This window comes from Maricaulis sp. (assembly GCF_015665295.1).
Classification (GTDB): Bacteria; Pseudomonadota; Alphaproteobacteria; order Caulobacterales; family Maricaulaceae; genus Maricaulis.
This window is the reverse complement of sequence record NZ_JADFAJ010000003.1, coordinates 75,108-92,133: the sequence shown is the minus strand read 5'-3', so window position 1 is coordinate 92,133 and position 17,026 is coordinate 75,108. Positions and strand designations below refer to the sequence as shown.

Here is a 17,026-nt window from a genome sequence, read left to right as displayed (position 1 = left end):
GGCGCAACAGGAATTTTTTGCCTCGGGCTTGGGGAGTAGACTTACCATGACGCCACTGGATACAGCCGCGAACACAACACTGGATACTGTCCGGCAGACCGTCTCGACGACGCGTCGCGGCAAACCCAAAACGGCTGGCGGCAAGTCCGACGGCGCGACCCATCTGCGCGTGGTCGAAAGCGTCAAGGTTGACCGTTCGCGCGATGCCTTCCTGACCGAGTTCGGCAAGAAGACGCTGGAAGACCGCTATCTCCTGCCGGGCGAAAGCTACCAGGACATGTTTGCCCGCGTTGCCACGGCCTATGCCGACGATGCCGAGCACGCCCAGCGTCTCTATGACTATATCTCGCGCCTGTGGTTCATGCCGGCAACGCCGGTCCTGTCCAATGGCGGCGCGGATCGCGGCCTGCCGATTTCCTGCTTCCTGAACTCCGTCGGTGACAGTCTCGACGACATTGTCGGCACCTGGACCGAGAATGTCTGGCTGGCCTCCAATGGCGGCGGCATCGGCACTTATTGGGGTGATGTCCGTTCGATCGGCGAGAAGATCGGCGAGATCGGCCAGACCTCCGGCATCATTCCCTTTATCCGCGTGATGGACAGCCTGACCCTGGCGATTTCGCAAGGCTCGCTGCGCCGCGGATCGGCAGCGGTCTATCTCGACGTGCACCACCCGGAAATCGAGGAATTCCTCGAGATCCGCAAGCCGTCAGGCGATTTCAACCGCAAGTCCCTGAACCTGCACCACGGTCTCAATATCTCTGACGCCTTCATGGAAGCCGTCCGCGATGACGCCGAGTTCGAACTGAAGTCGCCAAAGTCCGGCGACGTGGTGAAGACGGTCAATGCCCGCAAGCTGTGGCAGAAGATCATCGAGCTGCGCCTGCAGACCGGCGAGCCCTACATCATCTATTCCGACACGGTGAACCGCGCCCTGCCGGCCCACCAGCGCAAGCTGGGGCTCAAGGTGCGCCAGTCCAACCTGTGCGCCGAGATCATGCTGCCGACCGGTTTCGACCAGAACGGCAAGGAGCGCACCGCAGTGTGCTGCCTGTCCTCGCTCAATGCCGAGAAATACCTGGAGTGGAAGGACGAGCCCGACTTTATCGAGGACATCTACCGCTTCCTCGACAATGTGCTGCAGGACTTCATCGACCGTGCCCCGGCGGAAATGGACCGTGCCGTCTATTCGGCCATCCAGGAACGCTCTGTGGGTCTCGGCCTGATGGGCATGCACACCTTCCTGCAGAAGATGAATGCGCCCTTCGAGAGCGCCATGGCCAAGTCCTGGAACCTCAAGCTCTTCAAGCATATCCGTACGGCGGCCGATGCTGCCTCGGTGAAGCTGGCCGAAGAGCGCGGCGCCTGCCCGGATGCCGAGGCCTCCGGCGTGAAGGCCCGCTTCTCGCACAAGCTGGCGATCGCCCCGACGGCCTCGATCTCGATCATCTGTGGCGGCGTCTCGGCCGGCATCGAGCCGATCCCGGCCAATGTCTACACCCACAAGACCCTGTCCGGTTCGACCACGGTCAAGAACCCGCAGCTGGAAACCGCCCTGGAAGAAAAGGGCATGAATACGCCCGGTATCTGGGCTTCCATTCTCGAGCATGAGGGCTCTGTCCAGCACCTTGATTGCCTGGACGAGCACGAAAAGGCGCTGTTCCGCACGGCCTTCGAGATCGACCAGCGCTGGGTGATCGAGCATGCTGCCGACCGCACGCCCTATATCTGCCAGTCGCAATCGCTGAACATTTTCCTGCCGGGCGACATCAACAAGTGGGACCTCCACATGCTGCACTGGACGGCCTGGGAGAAGGGCGTGAAGTCGCTCTACTACTGCCGCTCGAAATCGATCCAGCGGGCCGCCTATGCCGGTTCGGAAAAGAAGGCCGAGGCCGTGGTCTCCATGGCTGATGCCGCACCGACCGATTATGAGGAATGCCTCGCCTGCCAGTAGGCGACCCATAAGGCAGCCGGTTCGACCGAGGGGGGAACCGGCCGAAAAGGGGGGCGCGGCAAGGTGCCCCTTTTTTGTGCCCGGAATGGGCCTTTTGCGATGCAGCATGTCTTTCGTTAGACCGCCCCCGCAAGCAGCGTTAACCTTTTCGCCTACGGGGTGAATCAGCATGCGTGAAGCTGGCTGATCTGCTCTTTGTCGCGCCAGGGGAGACGCGTGATGAGTTTGGGACGCACCGCCGAGGTCTTGACTGCCGGTCTTGTGGCACTGGGTGGAGCAGGCTGGGTGATGACGCAGCCCGGCGAGGCCGAGTCTGCCTGGGTTTCGTCCTCGCGCATGATAAACCAGCAGATCGTCGCCGACGGCGACGTCCGTCCGCTGTCTCCGGACGCAGCCCGGGTGGCCCTGTCGGCGCTGGCACTCAGCGCTGATCCGGTCAACGGCAATGCCCTGGCCGGTCTGACACCGGTCGGCGGCAACCGGATCGATCTCGGCGAGGCCGGTGTGATCGAGGTCGCGGTGCTCGACGACCAGCGACCGGACCGGACCCGCCAGCTGTTCGGCGTCCGCAGTGACGCCTATTCGCCGGTGGTCCTCGATCGTGGCCAGCGCGAGGCGACGATCGCCGTCGCCTATGAGCGGGCCTTCGAGACCGCGGGTGCCGGACAGGATCTCGATGTCAGCATCACGCCGCGGGCCGCCATCAGTGTCGGTCCCGGCGGCTCGGCGGCGGGCGCCGGTGCCGAGGTTCGGATCGGGCAGTATCTCAGCGACAACCTGGCCGAAAGCCCGTCCTGGTACGTCTTTGCCGGGGCCGACCGGCGGACCCTGCTTTATGATCCGTCCGCCGGCGTCGACTTCCAGAACGCCATGTATCTGACGCAGCGCGAAGTGGTCGGTGATGCCCAGGCCGGGATCGCGGTGCGGGTGGGCGATGCCGACCTGTCGCTGGCCTATGTGCGCCGCGAATACCGTCACGTCGCCGGCGTGCGCTCGTTCGATGAAACCGAGGAATTCGGAGCCGTCACGGTCAATTGGCGCTGGTAGGCTTTGACGCGGTCCGGCCGGAATGTCAGGCTTGATGTACCGCAATACTGCACCATGATCGGGGGATCATCATGACACGTATCCAGACACTGGCGGGAGCCTGCGTGCTCGCGCTCGCGGGCGCGGCCTGCCAGGCGCAACCATCCGGCGACGGACCCTTGTCCGCCCTGACCGGCGCGACCCTGATCGACGGGACCGGTGCGGCGGCGATCGAGAACGGGGTGATCCTGGTGGAAGGCGACCGGATTGGCTGTGTCGGGACGGTGCTGGACTGTCCGGTGCCCGAGGGGGCCGAGCGCGTCGATCTGGCCGGTCACTACATCACCCCGGGCCTCGTTGATGCCCATGTCCACTTTGCCCAGACCGGATGGCTCGATGGTCGTCCGGATGCGTTCGAGGTGCGGGACGTCTACGCCTATTCCGATGTGGTGGCCGGGCTGCGGGCCAATCCGGATCGCTGGCACCGCGCCTGGCTGTGCTCGGGTATTACTGCCGTCTTCGATGTTGGCGGCCCGGACTGGACCGTGACCGGCGAGCAATCCGTCAACACTGCGCGTGCGGACCGTGTTCACGTCCGTGCGGCGGGGCCCCTGATCACCCATGCCGGACGCAATCAGGCCTTTGTGACCGGAGGCGCAGCCGACCAACCGCTCTTTCTCGATATGCAGAGCGTTGCCGATGTCGAGGCGGATATTGCGCACCTGGTCGAGATCGGTGCTGATGCAGTCAAGGTCTGGTATCTGGCGCCGCGCGAGGACGATCGCGAACGGCTCGACGCCATCCTGATGGCAACCGGCGCGGCGGCTCGCGAAGCCGGATTGCCGATGATTGTGCACGCCACCTCGCTGCGGGAAGCCAAGATGGCCCTGCGGGCCGGCGCCTTCATGCTGGTCCACAGCGTGTCGGATCAACCGGTCGATGCGGAATTCCTTGATCTTCTGACCGGGAGCGGCGCGGTCTATGCGCCGACCCTCGTCGTCGGCGGCAACTGGACGCGGGCTCTCGCCAGTGTGGCCTTCGGCGTGGCGGCGCCGATCGATGATCCCAATGGCTGTGTCGATGCGGCGCTGATGGATCGCCTGATGCATCCCGAACGCATGAGCGACGGAGCGCCGGACTGGTTGACAGGCGATTGGGCCTATCCCGCGCTGGAGGGTCAAAGCGCCGAGATGGTCATCATGCAGGACAATCTCATGGCCGTGCATGCAGCCGGTGGCCGGATCGCCACCGCAACCGACAGCGGCAATCCGCTGACCGTGCATGGTTCCTCCATCCTGTGGGAGATGGAGGCGATGCAGGCGGCCGGTCTCGACCCGGCCGAGATCATTACCCTGTCCACCCGGGGCGGGGCGCAAGCGATGTCGGCGTCCGATGAATTCGGTACGCTGCAGGCGGGGCTGATGGCGGATCTCGTGGTTCTGGCCGAGGATCCGCGGGTGGATATTGCCCATTACCGAAGCCTGACCCATGTCATGCGGGCCGGGGCCCTGCGCAGTCAGGCGGCGTTGCGGGTCCGGCCGGCGGAATAAGTCGCCCGGACAGAAAACGTGATGTCGCCGGGTCTGCCCCTTGCGGCAAGAATCGGGCAGTTTCCACAGTCGCAATTCGTCCGCGCTGATCAAGCTGTAGACGATTTGGAAACCACGAACACAATATGTTGTGTTCGTCGCATTGATTCGGGCGCGCGCCATCCAGGCCGCCAGCGCCAAGCAGGAGAGCTGAGACCATGACCACTGCCACCGAGAACCTGCCAGGCCTCCTGACCACGTCTCATTCCTACAAACCCTTCCGCTATCCCTGGGCCTATGACTTCTGGAAGAAGCAGCAGCAGGTCCACTGGATGCCGGAAGAAGTCCCGCTCGGCGAGGACTGCAAGGACTGGGCGACCAAGCTCAATGATGGCGAGCGCAACCTCTTGACCCAGATCTTCCGCTTCTTCACCCAGTCCGATGTCGAGGTGAACGACAATTACATGGAGCGCTACAGCCGCGTCTTTCGCCCGACCGAGGTGAAGATGATGCTGGCCTCCTTCTCCAACATGGAGACGATCCACATCGCCGCCTACGCGCTCCTGCTGGAGACGATCGGCATGCCGGACAGTGAATTCTCGGCCTTCATGGAATACCAGGCCATGGCCGACAAGCATGACTACATGCAGCGTTTCGGGGTCGAGAACGACGCCGACATCCTGCGCACCGTGGCCATGTTCGGCGCTTTCACCGAAGGCCTGCAGCTGTTTGCCTCCTTCGCGATGCTGATGAATTTCCCGCGCTTCAACAAGATGAAGGGCATGGGCCAGATCGTGACCTGGTCGATCCGGGACGAGAGCCTGCACTGCGAGGGCATGATCAAGCTCTTCCACGCCTTTGCCGAGGAGACCGGTGCCCTGACCCAGGAGGTCAAGGACGACATCACCGAGTGTTGCCGCACCGTGGTCGGTCTGGAAGACAAGTTCATCGACCTGGCCTTCGAGGCCGGCGAGGTCGAAGGCATGACGCCGGACGATATCAAGAATTATATCCGCTATATCGCCGACTGGCGCCTCGGCCAGCTGGGCCTGCCCAAGATCTATGGCGTCAAGGAACACCCGCTGCCCTGGCTGTCGGAAATCCTCAACGGCGTCGAGCACGCCAACTTCTTCGAAGCCCGCGCCACCGAATATTCCAAGGGCGCCACCAAGGGCGACTGGCACGGCGATGAAGGCGTGTGGGGCATGTTCGACAAGATGAAAGTGGAGAAGGCGGAAGAGCCGGCGGAGTAATTCTTCGCCGTTGCCCGGACGCGATCAAAGGCCCTCGGCAGCTGCCGGGGGCTTTTTTGTCTGGAGCGCAGCACGCCTCTTACCAAAACCGTCCTCACTCATTTTTCCCGGACGCGCATCAGCGCGATCCGGCGCTTCCGCCGGGAAAAATCGCGCGTCCACAAGGCGCAATTTTCCCGCTTGACCTTCCCCGCAAATGACCGATTTCATCGGTCACGTCCTTGGCTGATCCTCGGCCTGGCGGAGCGCCGGGTGCGCAAGGGGAGAGACAGGGCATGGCTTTGAAATTCGAGGCGGATATTCGCCGGGACGCAGTCTGTGCCGCCTGCGGCACGGGCTATTACTACTTCCATTCCGTCGAGGTGAATGGCGACGACAGAGAAAAGTTCGACGCCAAGGTGCGCAAGGCGGTCGAGGAGGGTGTCGGCGTCGCGCCCTGTCCCGCCTGCGGCGAACTCAATCCGGAGATGAAGGCCGCGCACGGCAAGGCGCTGCAAGGCCATCTGATCGGCATCGCCGTCTCGCTCGCCATTCTCGCCTTCGGCTGGCTGATGCTGGAGGAAGGCCTCCTGCTCTACATCCTGCTGCCGGTCGGCGGCCTCTCCCTGCTCGGTTATCTCGGTGCCACGATCGCCTGGATGTTCGAGCCGAAGACCAACCGCAAGCATTCCATCATTCCCGGCCGGGAGTCCGAGGCGTCGGACAAGGCCCGCGAAAAGCTGGCAGCCTGGCAGGCGCGTACGCCCTAAATCACCGCCTCACCCGCCGGCTCCCGCATATTGTAGCTCGATGCCATGACGCGGCCATAAGCGCCGCCATTGCCGATCAGGATGACATCGCCTTCCTGCGTTTCCGGCATCAGGCGCTGGGCGCCGAGACGGTCGGCGGTCTCGCAGATCGGGCCAACGATATCGGCGATATAAGCGGCGTCCTCGTCGAGCCGCGTCAGGTTGACGATCTCGTGGCGGGCACCATAGAGGGCCGGGCGGATCAGCGAGTTCATGCCGGTATTGATGCCGACAAAGCGCGCATCCGGCGTCTGCTTGAGCTGGGTCACGCGGGCCAGCAGCACACCGCTCTCGGCCGAAATGTAGCGGCCCGGCTCGATCCAGAGCTGGTATTTCGGGTGCGCGGTCTTCAGGTCGGTGAGGACCTGGTCGAGCGCGTCCATGTCGATCCGGCGCACGCCGGAGGCTTCATCGACCGAGAGACCGCCGCCCAGGTCGAGGATCTCGACGTCCGGCATGTCGCGAGCGGTCTCGACCAGGAAGAGGCCGACGCGGCGCCAGTGATCCGGGTCGGAAATGCCCGAACCGGAATGCACGTGCAGGCCGTTGATGATGGCGCCTGCCTCGGCGGCGAGCGCCTTGGCCTCGACCAGCTCGTCGGCATGCAGGCCGAACTTGGCTTCCGGCCCGGCGGTGCGGACATGCTTGTGATGGCCTTCGGGACGCTGGGGATTGATCCGCAGCGTGATCTTGCGGCCCTTGAAAATCTCCGGCCAGGCGCGCAGCGGGTGCAGGCCGTCGAGGGTGAGATGGACGCCCATCTCCAGCGCTTCGGCATATTCCGCCTTCGGGGCGAAATTGGGCGTGAACAGGATGCGGTCCATCGGCAGGTCGGGCACAGCTTTCAGGGCCGCCTTGACCTCATGGATGGAGACGCATTCCACGCCCAGCCCGGCGTCAACCGCCGTGCGGATCATGTCGGGATGGCCATTGGCCTTCATCGCATACCAGCCGCGGTCCAGCCCCTTGAGACCGGCGACGGCCGAGGCACGGGCTTTCACGGTTTCCAGATCATAGACATAAAGCGCGCCATCGACCGGGCAGAGATCGAGCAGGGCCTGGCGCTTGGCCCGCCACCAGGTGCCGGAGCCAACCGGGGCGGTCCCGGTCATTTTCTCGCCGATCTCGCGCCAGGACGGGCCGAAAGTCTTGTCCATCGGCCGGGGCTGGATGAGCTGGTCGTGCAGGCGGCGGCAGAGCGGCTTGCCCTGGTCGCCATCGACCACAACGGTGAGATTGAGATCATTGGCGGCCTGGCTGACCAGGCGCACCGGATAGTGGGCGAAAGCCTCCATGGCCGGGCCGAACTGGGCCAGCAGGGCGCGCACGCCGCGACCGACGAGGCTGACCGCGGCGCAATTCTCGATGATCTCGACGCGGGCGATTTCGCCGAGATCATCCTCCAGCGCCGCCAGAACGTCCGGGGTCAGACCCGGATCATCGTCCAGCGAGACGGTGACCGAGGTCTCCGAGGTCGAGACCAGGTCGATCGAGACGCCATGGCGGGAGAAGGGCTCGAAGGCACGGGCCAGGAAGCCCGAGGCGCGCCACATGCCGTCCGTCTCCAGCGTAATCAGGCGCACGCCCTGTTTCACCGAGACCGCCTTGAGGCGCGGCGCGTCTTCCGACGGGGTCTCCGAGATTTTCGTGCCGGACATGTCCGGCCGGTGGGTGCACAGCACCTGCATCTCGATGCCGGCCTTGCGGACCGGGCTGATGGCGCGCGGATGCAGCACGCCGGCGCCCATGGAGGCGAGCTCCTGGGCTTCGGCATAGGCGAGCGAGCGGATCTGCCGGGCCGCACCGGTCAGACGCGGATCGGCCGAGAAGAAGCCGGGTACATCGGTCCAGATCTCCAGCCGGTCGGCGCCCAGCTTGGCGGCGAAATAGCTCGCCGACGTGTCCGATCCGCCGCGCCCGAGCAGGGCGGTATCGCCATCCTCGCGGCGGGCGATGAAGCCTTGTGTGACGATGACCGGTGGCAGTTCAGCGCACAGGCGCGACAGGGTCTCGTCGCGGTCATGCGCGCAATCAACGGCGAGGTAGCCGCGGGCGCCGGAGGCGGGCAGGGCGGCGAGATGGTCGCGAGCGTCGAGCCAGATGGAGTCCGTACCGCCCTGGGCGAGCCAGGCCTGTCCGAGCCGGGTCGCCATCAGCTCGCCCTGGGCCATGATGCGGGCCTTGAGCCGCGGGCTGGCATCGCCGGTCAGCGCCAGTCCGGCGCGCAGCCGGGTCAGGGCCTCGAAATGGGGTTCCAGCAGCGCCTCGCCGTTCACGCCAAGCTCGGCGGCGAGCTCGAGGTGGCGCGACTTGATGGCAGCCAGCTCGTCCTCGCCTTCGCCATTGATCGCCCGGGTGACCAGGGCGTCGAGCAGGTTGGAAATGGTGGCAATGGCAGAGTGGACGACAAGGACGCGCTTGCCTTCCGCGCGCACGGCCTCGATGCGTTTGGAGATCACGCGCCAATCTGCCAGCGATTTGACGCTGGTGCCGCCAAATTTCAGGACGACCCAGTTTTGCGCATGTTCCATGTTGAAATCTCCGTATCGCGGCCCTTGTCGGGCAACCGGCGTGCATATCCGCTAAGCGGCGCAAGGCCAATGCCTGATTACGATTGTCACGACGTTTTGGCAGCCTGCATTTTCGGGAAGCGGCTTTGCCCTTTATCCCGGGCGCGAATTCGGGCATGAGAGCGGCGATGAAAAAAGACTATAAGGTTGCAAGAACACCCGCTGAAGCGGTGGAGCAGCTCGAAGCGCTCTACCAATCGTCCGTTGAACGCCTCCAGACCGCGTTGAAATCCTTCCTTGATGGCGGACCGCCGCCATCCCATGACGCGCGCAAGTCTGGCGCGTTTGTCTATCCCGAGCTGCGTGTGACCTATGAGCCGGACGGCCCGCCGCCGCCGATCAGTCGCGCTTTCGGCAAGTTCACCGATACCGGCATTTATGCCTCGACCATCACGCATCCGACCCTGTTTGCCGATTATCTGATCGAACAACTCACCCTGCTGGCCGACCAGTACGAGATCACCATCGAGACCGGACCTTCGGAGACGGAGATTCCCTTCTCCTATGTGCTCGACGGCGCCGATGACCTGGACATGGACGCGGCCTCGCCGGCCGAACTGGTCCGCCATTTTCCCTATGCCGACCTCTCAAAGGTCAATGACGACCTGCCGAACGGTCTCAAGGTGATGCAGCAGGGCGTGGTCAAGCCGCTCTCCCTGTTCGAAGCCCCGCGGGTGGATTATTCGCTGCAGCGGCTGCGCCACTACACCGGCACGCCCTATGAAGACACGCAGCAATTCATCCTCTTCACCAATTATCACCGCTATGTCGACGCCTTCACCGCCTGGGCCATCCGCCAGCTGAAGGAAGACAATCACTACGAGGCCTTCTCGGCGGCGGGCAATGTGCGGGTCGATGCCTCGACACCGAACGCCCATGCGGTGGTCGAGGGTGCGCCCTGGCGCCGCTTCCAGATGCCGGCCTATCACCTGATCGCCCCGGGCGGTCGCGGCATCACCCTGGTGAATATCGGCGTCGGCCCGTCCAACGCGAAGACGATCACCGACCATCTCGCCGTGCTGCGTCCGCAATGCTGGCTGATGATCGGTCATTGCGGTGGCCTGCGCCACTCGCAGCGCCTCGGCGATTATGTGCTGGCCCACGCCTATCTGCGCTATGACGCGGTGCTGGACGAGGATTTGCCGCTGGAAGTGCCGATCCCGCCGATCGCGGAAATCCAGATCGCGCTGGAACAGGGTGTCGCCTCGGTGTCCGGTGACAGCGGCGAAACGCTCAAATCGCGCCTGCGCACCGGCACGGTCGCCACCTATGCCGACCGCAACTGGGAGCTTCGCTACGCCGCCCAGGCCAAGCGGATCAACCAGTCCCGCGCCATCGCGGTGGACATGGAATCAGCCACCATCGCCGCCAACGGCCTGCGCCTGCGTGTGCCTTACGGCACGCTGCTTTGCGTCTCGGACAAACCGCTGCACGGCGAGCTGAAACTGCCGGGCGCGGCCAATCTCTTCTACCAGCGCTCGGTCTCCGAACACCTCGCTGCCGGGATCGAGACCATCGAGATCCTCAAGCGCGATGAGGGGGCCGCCCTGCATTCGCGCAAGCTGCGAAGCTTTGACGAGCCGCCCTTCCGGTAGGGAAGCCGTCGCCATCACTTTTCTTCCCCACCTCGTGGGGAAGTGGCCCTGCGAAGCCGAGACGAAGTCTGGGCGCAGCATCGGGACGATGGGGCGGCGCGCAGCGCCGAAATGAAGCGCCGTGATGCCGCCTCCGGCGTCCCCCCTCCCCATGGCATGGGGAGGAAAGGTGCGGCTGATTTTTGGCGTTTAATCCCAGCGCCTTGGCGCACGCCTGACCTCAAGAACCGGATACGGCCCGCTGGCTGACAAGCGATTCAAGGACGCCTCTGCGCCGGGCGCTGATCTCACCGGTGTCGTCCTTCCGGTTCCTGTCCCACCGCAAGTCTGCTCAGTCTCGTCTGGAACAACACGGGACCTGCCCATGTCGACCACCAATACCCCTCCCTGCCATCCTCGATTGCTTGCGCCTGCGTGGAGGGTGTTTCGATCGTCTTTGCGGTGCGGCTCGACAAAGTCCCCCGGCGCCTGCCGCGCGGTGTGAACGCGCCCCAGCCTGCGCTTCACCCGTATCGGCATTGCCGAACGGGCTTCCCGGGAGCGCTTCCCGATCAGCCAGCATGGGCGCCTGCGGGAGCGGTCGGGCGAAGCGGATGCGCCGTGATCATGCTGATCCGTTGGTGCTGCATTCAGCCGTGAACGGAAATAGTCGGGCTGCAGCCTTGCCGCGGGGCAGGTGATTGCGTACCTCCGATACATGACTCGCATCACACCGCTCGAAGGCGTCCACAATTTCCGGCATTTCCACGGCTATGAAGGCCTGGATGGCGCACGCGTGAAGGACGGGCTTTATCGCTCCGGACATTTCTCGCGTGCCAGTGCTCCCGACTGGGATCATATCGGCGGGCTGGGCATCCAGGTCGTGGCCGATCTGCGCAAGCCGCGCGAGCGCACAAACGAGCCGTCCAACTGGCCCGACCCGATCGCGCCGCGTGTGCTGGCCTCCGACAAGGGCGATGCCGGCGAGCCGCCGCACCTGCGCTTTTTGCGCACCGGGCCGCATACGCCGGAAGGCGTGCGCGACTACATGCTCTCGGCCTATCGCCGCATCCCGATGGAGGCCGGCAATCAGGACGTCTATCGCGACGCCTACCGGGCCCTGGCCACGGGCGATGCCGACAGCGCTTTCCTGGTCCATTGCGCGGCCGGCAAGGACCGGACGGGGATCTTCTGTGCCCTCATTCTCGACGAGCTGGGCGTTGATCGCGATACCGTCATCGCCGACTACGAGATGACCAATCAGGCGGTCGATTTCGACGCCATCATTCCGCGCATTCGCGAGCGTGTGCTGGCCGATCACGGTCAGGCGATGGAGCCGGGCATGATGCGCATCTTCCTCGGCGTTGACGGCGATTACCTGCGCCAGGCCTTCGAGACGATGGGCGGTGTGGATCATTATGTGCGCGCCCATCTCGGCATTTCCGAGGATGAGCGCGCCGCCTTGCGCGCGCGCTGGCTGACCGGCTGATCCGGCCGCGCCCGATGGCCGATTCCGTCTCCGAAACCTGTCTGCCCTGGCGCGATCCGCTGGACCTCTTCGCGCCCTTTGCGGCGACCCCGAATTCACTCCTCCTGCATGACGGGCGACAGGGGCGGGCGCGTCTCTTCATCCAGCCGGACCGGGTGCTGACCGGGCAGGGGCGGGTCGAGTTCGATGCGCTTGCAGTCGAGGCGCGACGTTCGGGCGGGGTCTGGGCCGGCCTGTTCGGCTATGACCTGGCGGCCGCCTTTGAACGCCTGCCGCATCTCGATCCGCGCTGGCCGCCACTGGCGCTGGCCCGCTATCCGGCCTGGGCCGAGTTTGACCGTGACGCTGCGACGATCCGGGTGCGGGGGGGCTCGAGCGAGGCCGTTGGGAGCCTGGTCCGGACGCTTGGCGCGATACCGGCTGCCCGGACCGATCCGCCAGTGTCAGCCAGAGTGGCTGACTGGGCACCGCGCTGGGATCGCGAGACCTATCTCGCAGCGGCCCGGCGGGCGCGGGACTATGTCCACGCCGGTGATGTCTTCCAGGTCAACCTGTCGCAGGCTTTTGACGTCCGCCTCGATCCGGCAGAGACACCCTGGCAGGTCTTTGCCCGCCTGTGCGAGGCGTCGCCGGCGCCGCACGCCGCCTATCTCTGCCTCGATCCCGATCATGTCGTGCTGACCAATTCGCCGGAACGTTTCCTGCGGGTTGCGGCCGGCCATGTCGAGGCGCGACCCATCAAGGGCACACGTCGCCGGGCCGCGGATGCGCGCGAGGATGCGGCCCTTGCGGCCGAGCTCTCGGCCAGCGCCAAGGACCGGGCGGAAAACCTGATGATCGTCGATCTGATGCGCAATGATCTGTCGCGGGTCTGTGAGCCGGGCTCGGTCACCGTGCCCGTCCTGTGCGAGATCGAGACCTATGCCAATGTCCATCACCTGGTCTCGGTGGTCGAGGGACAACTGGCCGACGGTCTGGACGTGTTCGACCTCCTGGCCGCCAGCTTTCCGCCCGGCTCGATCACCGGTGCGCCCAAGGTGCGGGCGATGGAGATCATCTCCGAACTCGAGGGCGAGCCGCGCGGTGCCTATTGCGGCGCGCTGGGCTGGATCGATATGGATCGCGGCGATATGGACCTGAATGTCATGATCCGCACCGCCGCCCTGCGCTGCGATGATGGCAGCTGGCGCGCCAGCCTGCGCTCGGGCGGCGGCATTGTTGCCGACAGCGAACCGGTCGCGGAATATGAGGAAACACTGACCAAGGTCTCGGCCCTGCGCCGGGCGCTGGGGGCGGGGACATCATGAACGGGATTGCCTTCAAGGATGGCGACTGGATCGAAACCGGCCGCACCGGGTGGGGCCTTGCTGATCGGGGTGGACTGCTGGGCGACGGCCTGTTCGAGACCATGCATGTCATCAAGGGCAAGGCGGTACGCTTTGACCGCCACATGGCGCGCCTGGCGCGCAGCGCGGCGGAGCTGGGCCTGCCCGGTCCGCGCGATCCGGACGGCATGGCCGGCCTGGTCGAGGAATTGGTCGCCCGCAATGCACTGAAAGAGGCCATGGTCCGCCTGACCCTGACCGCCGGTCCGGGACCGCGCGGTCTGGAACGGCCGGCGGAACTTGTCCCCTCGCTGACGCTGACCGCCTCGCCACGGGCCGCGCCGCCGGCTTCGGTCGCGCTGGCCCTGAGTGAGATCCGCCGCTCGCCGGCCAGCGTCGCGGCTCGCCACAAGACCCTGTCCTACATGGACAATGTCCAAGCCCGGCGGCAGGCGCGTGGCCAGGGGGCCGACATGGCCTTGCTGCTGGATACGCGTGGCAATGTGTCGGGGGCTGACAGCGCCAATGTCTTCTGGCTGATCGCGGGCGACGTCTACACGCCGGCAACCGCCTGCGGCGTGCTGGCCGGCACGGTTCGCGCGGAGATCCTCGACTCGATGCCGGTGGAGGCCGGCGCCTTCGGACTGGATGTGCTGGAGGGCGCCGAGGCGGTCTTTGTCACCAATGCCGCTTTCGGTGCCGTCCCGGTGACCTCGCTGGATGGCCGGTCGCTTGGCTCCGGCGAGCTGCCGGCGCGGATCAGGGCGCTTTTCGGCTAGCGGCTAGCCCCGCGAGACCACGATCGAGCGACGCGGGCGCAGATAGAAGATCTCGGAAATATTGAACTGGCTGACACCGAGTTCGCCGAACATCGTGTCGTACTGATAGTCGACCTCGACCATGATCACCGAACGATTGCGTTCGAGAACACCGGACGGGATTGTGATGGTGCTGCCCTCGGAATAGGGCGCCATGCCGATCGCGTCGGACCATTGCACTTCGACATTATTGCTGCCGTCCATCAGCACCGATGTGATGCGGATTTCCAGCGGCGTCGGGTCGAAGGGCGCGACGATAACTGCGCCGGCATTGAGAATGTCGGTCATCTCGTCATCGGTGATCACATCATCCTGGGCCACCAGGTCGGCCAGGGCGCTGGAGATCGAGGTGATCTTGCGGTCGATGGACAGGGCCAGGCTGATCTCGACCGAGCCGAGATAGAGCAGGATCATGAAGGGCGCGATCAGCGCGAATTCGACCGCAGACACGCCGCGGCAATCATCGAGAAAGCGTCCGAGTTTCCGGATGAGCGGCTTAATCATCATAGGGCTCGTTCCGGAATACGGTCGCGGCCGTGATCAGGCGCTGGTTGTTTTCCATGTTGGACAGGGCGCCGCCGAAATTCGGCGTCATCAGAGACCAGCGATAAAAGACGCGGACCAGGACGATGTCGCCGGCATCACCGGGTTCCCAGCCAAAATTCGACGTGTCCATGGCGCCATTGCCGTCGACCGGGCTGGACTGGTCGACCCCGTCGAAATCCTCGAACACCTGGACGTCGATCTCCAGATTGTCGCAATCGGCGACGGCGGAGATCAGGTCGCAGACTTCCTGGCGGAAGCCGGCCTGCGACATGCCGCCGGTCTGGGCCTCACCCGTGCGGATCTTGCGCGCGGCTTCCAGCACCGCGTTTTCCAGCACCGTGCCGGTGAAAAAGACCGCGGCGATTTCGATCATCGCAAACAGCAGGAGGAAGAAGGGCGCCCCGATCATCGCAAACTCGACCGCCGTGGCGCCGGAGCGGGCGCGGCAGAAGCGGGCGAGACGGGAGGTCGTCCCGGTTCGTGAGGCGGTGGTCGACGCGGTGGTCATCTGGTGTCCCCTTGTGAGGCCTGCTCGCAAGCGGGCCGGTCCTTGCTACTGGGGATTGTCGCCGGACATCGCCATGTCGGCGGTCGACAGGCGGCCACGCTGCTGGTCGGTCAGGGCTTCGGCGCGGGCGGTGTCGCTGCCGACGCGCGGGATCTCGTCACAGACGGCGCCGCAGGACAGGGTCGACTGGTTCGGGCCGCGGAACAGGGCAACCTGGCCGGCGACGGGATTGGACACGACAATGTCGCGCTCATAGATGATGCGGCCGACGCGATCGATGGCGATCACATTGGTGCGGCCCTGCAGGCGGCCCGTGACGACGAGCGTGCGGCCGTCATGGACAAGGGCATCGGCGATCGACGGATTGCCGACCACGATGGCGGAGGCCTCGGCGGGCAGGCGAATGACTTCGGCGTGCTCGACCGGGACGGCCAGGTCGTGGGCCGCAGCAGGGGCGACGCAGACAATCGCCAGGGTGAAGGCTGTCGCAATCCGGTTGAACATCGCAGGCGCTCCGTGCCGCTGTGTGAATCTGGAGCCCATCCTCGCGCGCGCGTCTGAATCTTTTCTAAACGGGGCTGTATTTATTTGAATGCTTTGGTGGAGGGAGGTGTTATTCGAATGTTAACTATAGCGACCGTTCCGGCAAATATATACTTTGGTAACCACGAATTTTTACTCGGATGAAATCCTTCTCGTGTTTATTGGTCAGCGTTCAGGAGAGGTCGGGACGGATCGGCTCCTGATGGTTGGGTACCTACACGGGAGTAAACAAATGAAAATGATTTCTCGCTTCTTCAAAGACGAATCCGGCGCCACCGCGATCGAGTACGGCCTCATTGCCGCCCTGATCGCCGTCGTGATCATCGGTGCCGTGACGGCGCTCGGTACGGGCGTCAGCGACAACTTCAACACGGTTGCCGGCGCGCTCTAAGCGTCCGTCACACGTGAGACGAATGGCGGGGTCGCTCCACACGGGGCGGCCCCGTTTCGTTTTGCCAACCCCTCATTAAGTCTTCGCGGTCACTCTGCGCCGCACTGACGAAGCGGGGGAAGCGCGCATGGTGATGCAGATCACGATACTGGTTCTGGCCGGGCTGATGCTGGCGGCCGCCATGTTCGACGCGAGCAAGTTCATCATTCCCAACTGGCTGTGCGGGCTCGTCGTGCTCACCTTTCCGGTCGCCGTGCTGGCCGCCGGACTTGGCTGGCCAGAAATCGGCAATCACCTGCTCGGTGGCGGGATCGCCCTGGTCATTGGCTTCGCCCTGTTTGCGCCGGGCTGGATCGGCGGCGGTGACGCCAAGCTCTTTGCCGCCGCAGCCCTGTGGTTCGGCTGGCCCGAAATCCTTGCATTTCTTGTCCATACCGTAGTGGCAGGCGGGGTTCTGGTGATCATCCTTCTGGCCCTGCGATGGCTGGCGCCGCGCATTCCGTCGCTGGACGGTCGGCTGGAGGGCACGGCCTTGGCGAAAAGCGCCCCGGTTCCTTACGGAATCGCGATTGCAGCCGGGGTTTTCTGGAGCCTGCCAAACACGGTCTTCTGGAGCGCGTTTTAAGCGCATTTGAGCGGTGTTTTACGGGCCCTGAAAAAAGGTTCCGTTAGAGGGCATTGTCCCAATAGCATTAACGTCACTTTGAGG

Annotated in this window: 14 protein-coding genes and 1 pseudogene; 11 read left to right on the top strand and 4 right to left on the bottom strand. The window is 64.6% G+C overall.

Annotated features, from left to right (window positions below; all coding sequences use genetic code 11):
* Nucleotides 1-83: 83 nt before the first annotated feature.
* The 5 genes and pseudogenes from QZZ02_RS01965 (at nt 84) to QZZ02_RS01945 (ending at nt 6,514) form a co-directional block, all read left to right on the top strand.
* Nucleotides 84-1,957: pseudogene (locus tag QZZ02_RS01965) on the top strand (ribonucleoside-diphosphate reductase subunit alpha).
* Between the two features lie 219 nt (nt 1,958-2,176).
* Nucleotides 2,177-3,004 carry a lipid A-modifier LpxR family protein gene (locus QZZ02_RS01960; RefSeq protein ID WP_291841890.1) on the top strand — a complete coding sequence of 276 codons (828 nt, stop codon included), beginning with the start codon at nt 2,177-2,179 and terminating at the stop codon, nt 3,002-3,004.
* 71 nt (nt 3,005-3,075) lie between these two features.
* Nucleotides 3,076-4,533 (top strand): amidohydrolase family protein, encoded by a 1,458-nt coding sequence (locus QZZ02_RS01955; protein WP_291841889.1) that lies wholly within the window; start codon nt 3,076-3,078, stop codon nt 4,531-4,533.
* Between the two features lie 197 nt (nt 4,534-4,730).
* Entirely contained in the window at nt 4,731-5,765 is a 1,035-nt protein-coding gene (locus QZZ02_RS01950) for a ribonucleotide-diphosphate reductase subunit beta (RefSeq protein ID WP_291841888.1), read from the top strand.
* 275 nt (nt 5,766-6,040) lie between these two features.
* Nucleotides 6,041-6,514: a hypothetical protein gene (locus tag QZZ02_RS01945; protein ID WP_291841887.1), complete on the top strand. Its 474-nt coding sequence runs from the start codon at nt 6,041-6,043 to the stop codon at nt 6,512-6,514.
* Here QZZ02_RS01945 and QZZ02_RS01940 read toward each other — a convergent pair.
* Nucleotides 6,511-9,084, bottom strand: coding sequence for a bifunctional aspartate kinase/diaminopimelate decarboxylase (locus QZZ02_RS01940; RefSeq protein WP_291841886.1), 2,574 nt, complete (start codon nt 9,082-9,084; stop codon nt 6,511-6,513). The two genes, QZZ02_RS01945 and QZZ02_RS01940, sit on opposite strands and share 4 nt — an antisense overlap.
* Nucleotides 9,085-9,251: 167 nt before the next feature.
* On the opposite strand from QZZ02_RS01940, the gene QZZ02_RS01935 reads away from it, so the two are divergent.
* From QZZ02_RS01935 to QZZ02_RS01920, 4 genes are all read left to right on the top strand, one after another.
* Nucleotides 9,252-10,718: an AMP nucleosidase gene (locus tag QZZ02_RS01935; protein ID WP_291841885.1), complete on the top strand. Its 1,467-nt coding sequence runs from the start codon at nt 9,252-9,254 to the stop codon at nt 10,716-10,718.
* Nucleotides 10,719-11,415: 697 nt separating this feature from the next.
* Nucleotides 11,416-12,186 carry a tyrosine-protein phosphatase gene (locus tag QZZ02_RS01930; RefSeq protein ID WP_291841884.1) on the top strand — a complete coding sequence of 257 codons (771 nt, stop codon included), beginning with the start codon at nt 11,416-11,418 and terminating at the stop codon, nt 12,184-12,186.
* Between the two features lie 14 nt (nt 12,187-12,200).
* A complete protein-coding gene (pabB, locus tag QZZ02_RS01925) occupies nt 12,201-13,493 on the top strand; it encodes an aminodeoxychorismate synthase component I (protein WP_291841883.1) in 1,293 nt (430 codons plus the stop codon).
* A complete protein-coding gene (locus tag QZZ02_RS01920; protein WP_291841882.1) occupies nt 13,490-14,290 on the top strand; it encodes an aminotransferase class IV in 801 nt (266 codons plus the stop codon). The genes pabB and QZZ02_RS01920 overlap by 4 nt, the downstream gene beginning before the upstream one ends.
* Nucleotides 14,291-14,293: 3 nt before the next feature.
* On the opposite strand, the gene QZZ02_RS01915 is transcribed toward QZZ02_RS01920, so the two are convergent.
* From QZZ02_RS01915 to QZZ02_RS01905, 3 genes are read right to left on the bottom strand one after another with little or no spacing between them, the layout of a single operon-like run.
* Complete coding sequence (locus tag QZZ02_RS01915; protein ID WP_291841881.1) at nt 14,294-14,836, bottom strand: TadE/TadG family type IV pilus assembly protein; 543 nt, start codon at nt 14,834-14,836, stop codon at nt 14,294-14,296.
* Nucleotides 14,826-15,383 (bottom strand): TadE/TadG family type IV pilus assembly protein, encoded by a 558-nt coding sequence (locus QZZ02_RS01910; RefSeq protein WP_291841880.1) that lies wholly within the window; start codon nt 15,381-15,383, stop codon nt 14,826-14,828. Before QZZ02_RS01910 ends, QZZ02_RS01915 begins: the two co-directional genes overlap by 11 nt.
* Before the next feature lie 45 nt (nt 15,384-15,428).
* The gene (locus QZZ02_RS01905) at nt 15,429-15,887 is read right to left on the bottom strand and encodes a pilus assembly protein N-terminal domain-containing protein (RefSeq protein ID WP_291841879.1); all 459 of its coding nucleotides are present in this window, start codon (nt 15,885-15,887) and stop codon (nt 15,429-15,431) included.
* A 271-nt stretch (nt 15,888-16,158) separates the two neighbouring features.
* On the opposite strand from QZZ02_RS01905, the gene QZZ02_RS01900 reads away from it, so the two are divergent.
* Together QZZ02_RS01900 and QZZ02_RS01895 are read left to right on the top strand one after the other, a co-directional pair.
* On the top strand, nt 16,159-16,317 hold the full coding sequence (locus QZZ02_RS01900) for a Flp family type IVb pilin (RefSeq protein ID WP_011642356.1): 159 nt from the start codon (nt 16,159-16,161) through the stop codon (nt 16,315-16,317).
* Nucleotides 16,318-16,444: 127 nt separating this feature from the next.
* The gene (locus QZZ02_RS01895) at nt 16,445-16,942 is read left to right on the top strand and encodes a prepilin peptidase (RefSeq protein ID WP_291841877.1); all 498 of its coding nucleotides are present in this window, start codon (nt 16,445-16,447) and stop codon (nt 16,940-16,942) included.
* Nucleotides 16,943-17,026 lie beyond the last annotated feature (84 nt).